General features: G+C 65.1%; 1 protein-coding gene. It reads right to left on the reverse strand.

Features of this window, described 5'->3' with window-relative positions; all coding sequences use genetic code 11:
* Positions 1 to 235: hypothetical protein (locus HKX41_13580; protein NNC25164.1), on the reverse strand; the 235-nt coding region annotated here is incomplete at both ends.

The following is a 235-nucleotide window of genomic DNA, read 5'->3' on the forward strand; positions in this document are numbered from 1 at the left end:
TCGCCGCCTTTCTCTTTGACGACCTCGGGCGCTCGGCGGTCGGGATCGTCGACGACCTCTTTGAGGATCGCGTAGAAGCGCCACTCGTCGCCGTAGTCGAAGAGGTAGCAGATGCGGTCGTACTGGTCGAGATCCAGTTGTGCGACCAGCTCGCCGACTGTGGTGGCGCCCGCGCTGTACGTTGTCTCGCCGAACTGCATCGGCTGGCCGCTCGGGAGGTCCTCGTGCTCCGCTG

Source organism: Salifodinibacter halophilus, from assembly GCA_012999515.1.
GTDB lineage: Bacteria > Pseudomonadota > Gammaproteobacteria > Nevskiales > Salinisphaeraceae > Salifodinibacter > Salifodinibacter halophilus.